Annotated in this window: 7 protein-coding genes; 2 read left to right on the forward strand and 5 right to left on the reverse strand. The window is 32.5% G+C overall.

Going from position 1 to position 7,211, the window contains the following annotated elements; translation table 11 throughout:
* Positions 1–127: 127 nt before the first annotated feature.
* Complete coding sequence (locus Q0977_RS17490) at positions 128–1,159, reverse strand: serine protease (RefSeq protein ID WP_299516220.1); 1,032 nt, start codon at positions 1,157–1,159, stop codon at positions 128–130.
* 121 nt (positions 1,160–1,280) lie between these two features.
* Between Q0977_RS17490 and Q0977_RS17495 the strand changes: the two genes are divergently transcribed.
* Both Q0977_RS17495 and Q0977_RS17500 read left to right on the forward strand, forming a co-directional pair.
* Complete coding sequence (locus tag Q0977_RS17495) at positions 1,281–1,709, forward strand: hypothetical protein (protein WP_299516222.1); 429 nt, start codon at positions 1,281–1,283, stop codon at positions 1,707–1,709.
* Positions 1,710–1,793: 84 nt separating this feature from the next.
* Positions 1,794–2,249 (forward strand): DinB family protein, encoded by a 456-nt coding sequence (locus tag Q0977_RS17500; protein WP_299516224.1) that lies wholly within the window; start codon positions 1,794–1,796, stop codon positions 2,247–2,249.
* A 140-nt stretch (positions 2,250–2,389) separates the two neighbouring features.
* On the opposite strand, the gene Q0977_RS17505 is transcribed toward Q0977_RS17500, so the two are convergent.
* From Q0977_RS17505 to Q0977_RS17520, 4 genes are all read right to left on the reverse strand, one after another.
* Positions 2,390–5,077, reverse strand: coding sequence for a leucine-rich repeat protein (locus tag Q0977_RS17505; protein ID WP_299516226.1), 2,688 nt, complete (start codon positions 5,075–5,077; stop codon positions 2,390–2,392).
* A 369-nt stretch (positions 5,078–5,446) separates the two neighbouring features.
* Positions 5,447–6,478 (reverse strand): alpha/beta fold hydrolase, encoded by a 1,032-nt coding sequence (locus tag Q0977_RS17510; RefSeq protein ID WP_299516228.1) that lies wholly within the window; start codon positions 6,476–6,478, stop codon positions 5,447–5,449.
* Positions 6,479–6,558: 80 nt separating this feature from the next.
* Complete coding sequence (locus tag Q0977_RS17515; protein ID WP_199670663.1) at positions 6,559–6,837, reverse strand: hypothetical protein; 279 nt, start codon at positions 6,835–6,837, stop codon at positions 6,559–6,561.
* A 91-nt stretch (positions 6,838–6,928) separates the two neighbouring features.
* Complete coding sequence (locus tag Q0977_RS17520) at positions 6,929–7,117, reverse strand: hypothetical protein (RefSeq protein WP_119414874.1); 189 nt, start codon at positions 7,115–7,117, stop codon at positions 6,929–6,931.
* Between the last annotated feature and the right edge of the window lie 94 nt (positions 7,118–7,211).

Below are 7,211 nucleotides of genomic sequence, written 5' to 3' on the forward strand. Positions count from 1 at the left end.
CGCTAACAGTTCCTACTGCCAAGCCTGTAGTGGACTTTCACCACCAAGTAATCACCCATGCCGGGCGCACTTAAAAAGACATCATTAAAACGAATCGTTTCAATGATGTTTTTTATAAGTTATTTTTTTATTGTGCTTTCCATGTGTTAATCAAATTTGTATGATAGCTTGTAAATTTAGGTGCCCAAGAACTTGTACTATTTACTGAGATTACGGAAGATCCTTTTCGAATTGGACCACCGCTCATTCCGCTTGTCACATATCCTGTATGAACTATCGCACCACTATTGAATGAAGAGATGCTCCCAGCAGATCTATACATATAATAATAGCTAGCACCATTTGATACAAAAGCCTTATCACCAGGATAACCAATCGTTGTAATTGAATCACCTGCTGCCATGCTTGTACTTACAGATTGGCTATATGGATGTGAAGAATTAGATAGTTTAATGATAGCAAAATCATATATTACATCTGTTAAGTAAATAGAACCTTCATTTGGTGGGTTTGTAGCCATCCAACCTGTTGAAGCATAAGCATTTGTAGAAGCAAATCCTCCATAAGGTAAGCTCGTTCCGTTTTCACCCGGATATACATACCATCCTGTATAATAGCGGTCATTGTATGAATCATAAACACAATGTGCTGCAGTTAGTACTGTTGAAGGATCTAAAAATGTTCCGGAACATGAATATCCACTTCCCGTTACTTGATCATAGAAATCAATTTGTGCAATTGAATTATATGGACTGACAGTAGTATTAGTTACTTTAACTCTATTATCTGTAGCAGTAATATCTGCAGCTGTAATCTCAGGATTATTCGCAGGATTATTCGCATTTTCTAAAATATTACCCAGTTTATCTTCATTTTTGATATACTTTCCTTGAGAACTGATAGAAGAGTAATCTTTTAAATCTTTTTGATCAATATTTGGTTGCTTAACTGGCTTTAATTTTTGATTTTTAATAGATTCTTTAATTTTTTCTACTCTGTCTTTACTAATTTCAGGCAGTACAATATTATCGTATACTTTATTTTTTTCCAAACTTTCTTTATTACCTTGAGCTGCAAAAGCGTTAGTAGCATCAATGTTCAACAAAAAGCCAAATAAAAATGTAAACAACAACGCGAATACAGAAAACTTCTTTTTCATAGAATATCTCCCCCTATTGATTTAACAGAATATATTTTCCGTATATTCTGATTATTATAAATTATAAATTTATACGGAAAAATTTTGAATAGTATAATTTCACCAATTAAAGGAGGCTATTATGAAAAATTGTTGGTTTCTATGTTTCTTATTATCTATGATATTAATTGCCTGTGGAAAGGATGATGCCATGGAAACTTTAGAAAAAGTAAAATTCACCATTGAACTTAAGGATTTTACAAATAACGACCAAAGTTATTTGATTCGGATCCTGTCAGACGGTAAACAAACTGATAAAGTAGCAATCACTCCACAAGATATGTCACTTATTTCAGGGGATCAAAAAAAAGTAACTGCAAACTTATATATCAATGTACCTTATACGATTAAAATTTATAAAACAGACAAGAAATCAATGGATGAATATTTTAGTAAACCAAAGTCTGGTAGCACTGACACCACCGAACAACAGGAGGAGCACCCAATAGCTACAAAAACGATTACACCAACCCGCAATACAAATACAATTACCATCTCTATTCCTGAATAACTTAATTTATATTAAAAGATTTCCAGATAACTTCTTGTTCAATTATTAGAAAAATATTAATTACAGAAGGAGATTCTCTCAAATATGATAAATATGTTATTTAACTATAATTGGAAAGTTCGCGAAGAATGGTTTGAATGGTGTGAGAAGATTCCACATGAAGAGTTAACAAAAGAACGAATCGGTGGGATGAAAAGCTTTTTACATACACTATTTCATGTAATCGATTGTGAACAAATTTGGGTTCATCAAATGCTTGGAAAGCCAGTTATTAAAAAAGACATACAGACAATTCAATCGTTGCAAGAAGTAAAGGAATATGCAAGAACGACAAGAGAAAGTACAGAAAGGTTACTTTCCGAAATTCAATATAATCTTCAAAAAGAATTAGTTATTAACGACCAGTATAAATTCCCGTATGAAAAAGTACTTAATCATATTGTGACACATGAAGTCCACCATATTGGTCAATTATCTATTTGGGCAAGGGAAATAGAAATAGCTCCTGTGAATTCTGATTTATTGATAAAGGATATATAAGGCTTGGTATTTATATAATATTATTAAGATCAAATACTATCTTGTCTCAGCATCTTAAGTGACAAATAATATAATGTAAAAATAAAACAGGTGAGCAAAGTTAAACTGCTCACCCATTTATTATGCAACTAGAAATACAGTTATTTTATCGTAATACTCTTTTTAGAACTCCAAGAGCCATAATATTTTGTTCCCGATAATGTTTTGTACGCTTTTATACGAACATAATATTTTTTACCTTTCTTCAAAGATTTTATCGTTTTAGTTTCAGCATTTTTTTTGGCGATTGTTACATTCTTTGTCGCACCGCTAGCAAACTTACTACTAGTAGAATATTGAATTTGATATCCAGTGGAGGTAGTGATCTTCTTCCATTTTACTTTTATACTTGTTGAGGTACTCTTTTTTACGCTTGATAATGTTACAGTAGTCGGATTCGTTGTCGTAGTAAGAACACTACTATATGCTCCATAATTATTCTTATTCTCAATAGTTTTAAACGAACGAACTTTATACTGATAAATTGTTCCATTAGTAAGTTGTCTAACTTTATAACTGTTCGTGCTAGTTGTTATTGTTTTTAATAATTTGCCTTTACTATCATATTGATAGATTTTATATCCTGAGGCCCCACTTTGTTTTGTCCATGCTAGTATTAAAGAATTTGTCTCTCTGCTAGATACTTTTAAACTTTTTACCTTACCAGGGTTAACCGTTACATTTCGCTTTAAATATGCAGCGTTTCCATCACTGTCTATCACCTTGTATGTTACGGTGTAAGTGCCAATTTTCGTTAAGTCCACATTTCCTTCAACTTCAATTCGGGATGTCAAATTTCCATCTTCTTGATCTATTGCAGTCAACCCGGTTTTAATATCAACTTGATCTCCTACGTTGACAGCCAGAGCTAAACTTCCTGTTAATATAGGCTTTTCGTTACTTCTGACATTTACATTTCTTCTTACCTCAGTTATATAGCCATCACTATCAATTACCTTGTATGTTAGGATGTAATTTCCAACCTTTGTTGAGTCTACATTTCCATCTACTTTTATAATTGGTGTAATGTCCCCATCTTCTTTATCTGTTGCATTCACGTCTTTTAAGGCATCAAAACTATCTCCTAGTTTTATAGTTACATCTTTGACTCCATCAAATACAGGCGAATACGACCATTTAGCATATATGGTTACACCTGATGTAGACTCGTCCCATGCTGTTGAGTGATTTTCATCAAGATACCATCCTGATAAATGTCTTGTCCCTGTTAGTATATTGCTTCCAAAAACGCCTTTCCCGATACTTGTTACACTTTCAGGGATGGTGACGCTTGTTAATTGATTATTTTTAAAGGCATCATGCTCTATACTCGTCACGCTATTTGGAATCGTAACACTTGTGAGTTGGTTATTCAGAAATGCATCATGTCCGATATTTGATACATTCTTAGGGATTGTTACATTTGTTAAAAGATTTCCACTAAACGTTCCATCCTCTATCTTCGTCAAATTTTCGGGAAGGGTAATATTCTTTAATCGATTTTGACTAAATGCATCATATCCTATACTTGTCACGCTATCCGGTATATTGATCGTGGTTAATTGATTATAACTAAATGCATCTGAACCAATCGTCGTCACACTATTTGGGATTATAACCTTTGTTAATTCATTTCCTCTAAATGCACTACTCGCTATACTGATCACGCTTTTAGGGATTGTTACACTTTTTAAATCGTTAGAATTAAATGCAAAACTCCCAATCTTAGTCACACTTTCTGGAATTGTAACTGTTGTTAATTGATTTGAATCAAATGCACTACTACCTATGATTGTCACACTTTCCGGAATGGTGACACTCGATAATTGATTATTATTAAAAACCCCATAACCTATACTAGTCATGCTACTAGGTATTATCACGCTTGTTAATTGATTACTACTAAAAGCAAAATCCCCGATATTGTTCACGCTATTTGGGATGGATATGTCTGTTAATTGATTTCTAAGAAATGTCCGCTCCCCGATGCTCGTAACACCTTTTTGAATGGTTAGGTTTGTTAATTTGTTCCAAGCAAATGCATAATCTCCTATACTTCTCACATTCTTCGGAATTGTTACTTTTGTTAATTTATTTTCACTAAATGCATACTTCCCTATACTAGTCATACTTTCTGGGATGGTGATACTTGTTAATCTATTTTCACTAAACGCATAATCTCCTATACTTGTCACGTTTTGCGGAATAATTGCATTTGTTAATTTATTTTCACTAAATGCATAACCCCCTATCTTAGTCACACTTTCTGGGATGATAACACTTGTTAGTTGATTTCTACCAAATGCATTACTCCCTATACTGGTCACACCCTTCGGAATCGTCACACTTGTTAATTGGTTAGCCTCAAATACATTTCCTCCTATACTAGTGAGACTATCCGGAATGATCACACTCGTTAATTTATTTTCACTAAATGCGCCACCTCCTATACTAGTCACACTTTCTGGGATAATCAGACTCGTTAATTCATTAAAGCGAAATGCGGTATCCCCTATCTTAGTTACACTATTTGGAATGGTGACACTTGTTATTTTTCTAGAAAAAAACGCATTTTCTCCAATACTAGTGACAGGCATTCCATTCAATTCAGCTGGAATTTCCACATTTTTAGCGGCTCCTATGTACCCTACAATTTCAACTTTACTATCTAAAATAGTATATTTGAAATCTCCTTCCTGTAACGTTTCTGCAGATGCATGAATCGTTAAAATAGATATAAAACTTAATAAAAATGTAAATAATACGATTACTTTAAATTTAAGTTTCACTAAACCTTCTCCTTTTTCATAAATTTAGCTTATCTAACGCAATTTATTGATGTAGAATTAATCCAATGCAGTAGATAAATCTCGATATTTTATAACTATTATCATTTTCTCATTACTTTTAATTTATATGAATAGATACTAATACTTAATTATAGTACTTTTTAAATATAAACAGATTGAACTATACTATTACAATAATATTCTCGTAAAAAATAAAAAAGGAAAAACTAAAACGCAAGGATGCAGTTAAAACAACATTCTTGCGTTTAGTTTTCCTTAGGCGATATAAACATAATACCTTTAAGATTCTTTGTAACTTTTCAAAACCTACTCTTTTTTAATTGGTAGACTTTACTGATATATATATTTTTATTTAACAAATGTATCAACCATCCATTTATCAAACTTTTTCTTCTCTTCAAATTGTGGATAATGCGCTGATTTCTCAAAAGTGATAAATTCTTTTTGACTGGCATCAATCCGGTCAAAATAGTTTTTTGCTTCGTTATATGTCGTCATATAATCATATTTTCCCATAACAAAATAACAAGGTATTTCAAGTTTCTTTACTTTAGTGGGTAATGGATTTTTTAATACTTCTTTTAACAAAGCATTTTGCGAGTAAGATACTCCAAAGTTATAGCGAATAACATCTAATAAGTTATATTCACTACTTAATAGCATATCCAGATTATTTCCATCGGGATTATCAATCAGTCTTACACTGCCCCCGTATTTCGCAACATAATTTCTTGGGGTAAATGTATCACCATTTTTAATATTTTCCGTTGACCTTTGTAAATCTGTAACATCATCCTTATTTCCCTCTTTTTGAGCCTGATTAATAGAGTAATTCAAAGCTTCTATCTCACTTTTTACTGTATCACTCATCTGCCCAATCCCAATATAGGCTTCATATTTTTCTGGAGCTTTAGAGGCAGCTTGTGTTGCAATATATGTACCATAAGAATGACCAATCAGTAATACTTTTTCTTTGCCAAGACGTTCGGATATGTAATCTGTCAAAGCTAATAAATCATCCACTAATAACTCTGATGTAAGATTCGAATAGTCCTCAAAAAAATGATATGATTTTCCACTTTCCCGTTGATCATAATTTACAACAGTAAAATTTTCTTCTAGTAAGTCTTGATATTTTTTAGCATAGGGTATTTCTGAACATCCTGGTCCCCCATGTACAAAAATAATAACCGGATTATGCCGGTCTTTACCGCGAATCATTATTTCATGACCACTTCCATTAATCTCTACTTGTTCTAATGTACTAATACTCTTCTCGCCATTTTTATGCGGAGTCCATGTAGGGAAAAAAAGTGCTATGATTAATAATAAAACTATAATTACTCCGAAAAATTTAATTGATTGTAATATTTTTTTCATAAGACTCCCTTTAACAATAAATTTTACTTGAAGAGCGTTAACCTATTCTTAGATCAACGCTCGTCAAAGTTTTAAATAATTTATTTTTCGCCAATTCCCATCGCTAATAATAATAAAGATGCAACCCCTAGAACAAGTACGTTTCCTAATAAACCGGTCATTAAAAGAATAAGTCGTCTCGACAAAAGCCAAGAACGTATTGCAAGGGCAATACCAATTATTGATAATACGCTATAGATGGCGATTATCACAGATATATCAGCATCAGGCCCTCTTAGTAAAAAGAAAATTACAATATTTATGATGATGGGTAATAATGCTACAAGCCCTAAAATATTTCCTTTTTCTCTCTTATCCAAAACTTCTAAGCCTCCTTTTATTTACAAAATGTTTTAATTTTAACCATTAACAAATTATACCAAATATTAGTTTTTCAGTAAATGCATATCTTCAATATCTTGTAAAAAAAGTATTCAAAAATTTTTCTAGCGACCCCGTTATTTGTTCCGCTAGTTTATCCGCGATATTTGATGTAACTTCCGCGGTTTTCGGTTGTCGTTCCGCGATTTTCACTGGTTGTTCCGCGGTTTTGAAAATTGTTCCGCGTTCAGCACAATTTATATCTTCATCTGCGAACAATTATTACCTTATTATCCTGGCTCTTTGTAAATAGTTGGGGTGGGGACACAATTCTCCACCCTTATCCTATTGTGTTACCTATATCTTTATATTG

This window comes from uncultured Rummeliibacillus sp., assembly GCF_934216135.1.
Lineage (GTDB): Bacteria > Bacillota > Bacilli > Bacillales_A > Planococcaceae > Rummeliibacillus.

Excerpts from the sequence above, each read along its gene's own strand:
- Q0977_RS17490 (WP_299516220.1), bottom strand. The coding sequence starts at position 1,159 with ATGAAAAAGAAGTTTTCTGTATTCGCGTTGTTGTTTACATTTTTATTT.
- Q0977_RS17495 (WP_299516222.1), top strand. The coding sequence starts at position 1,281 with ATGAAAAATTGTTGGTTTCTATGTTTCTTATTATCTATGATATTAATT.
- Q0977_RS17500 (WP_299516224.1), top strand. The coding sequence starts at position 1,794 with ATGATAAATATGTTATTTAACTATAATTGGAAAGTTCGCGAAGAATGG.
- Q0977_RS17510 (WP_299516228.1), bottom strand. The coding sequence starts at position 6,478 with ATGAAAAAAATATTACAATCAATTAAATTTTTCGGAGTAATTATAGTT.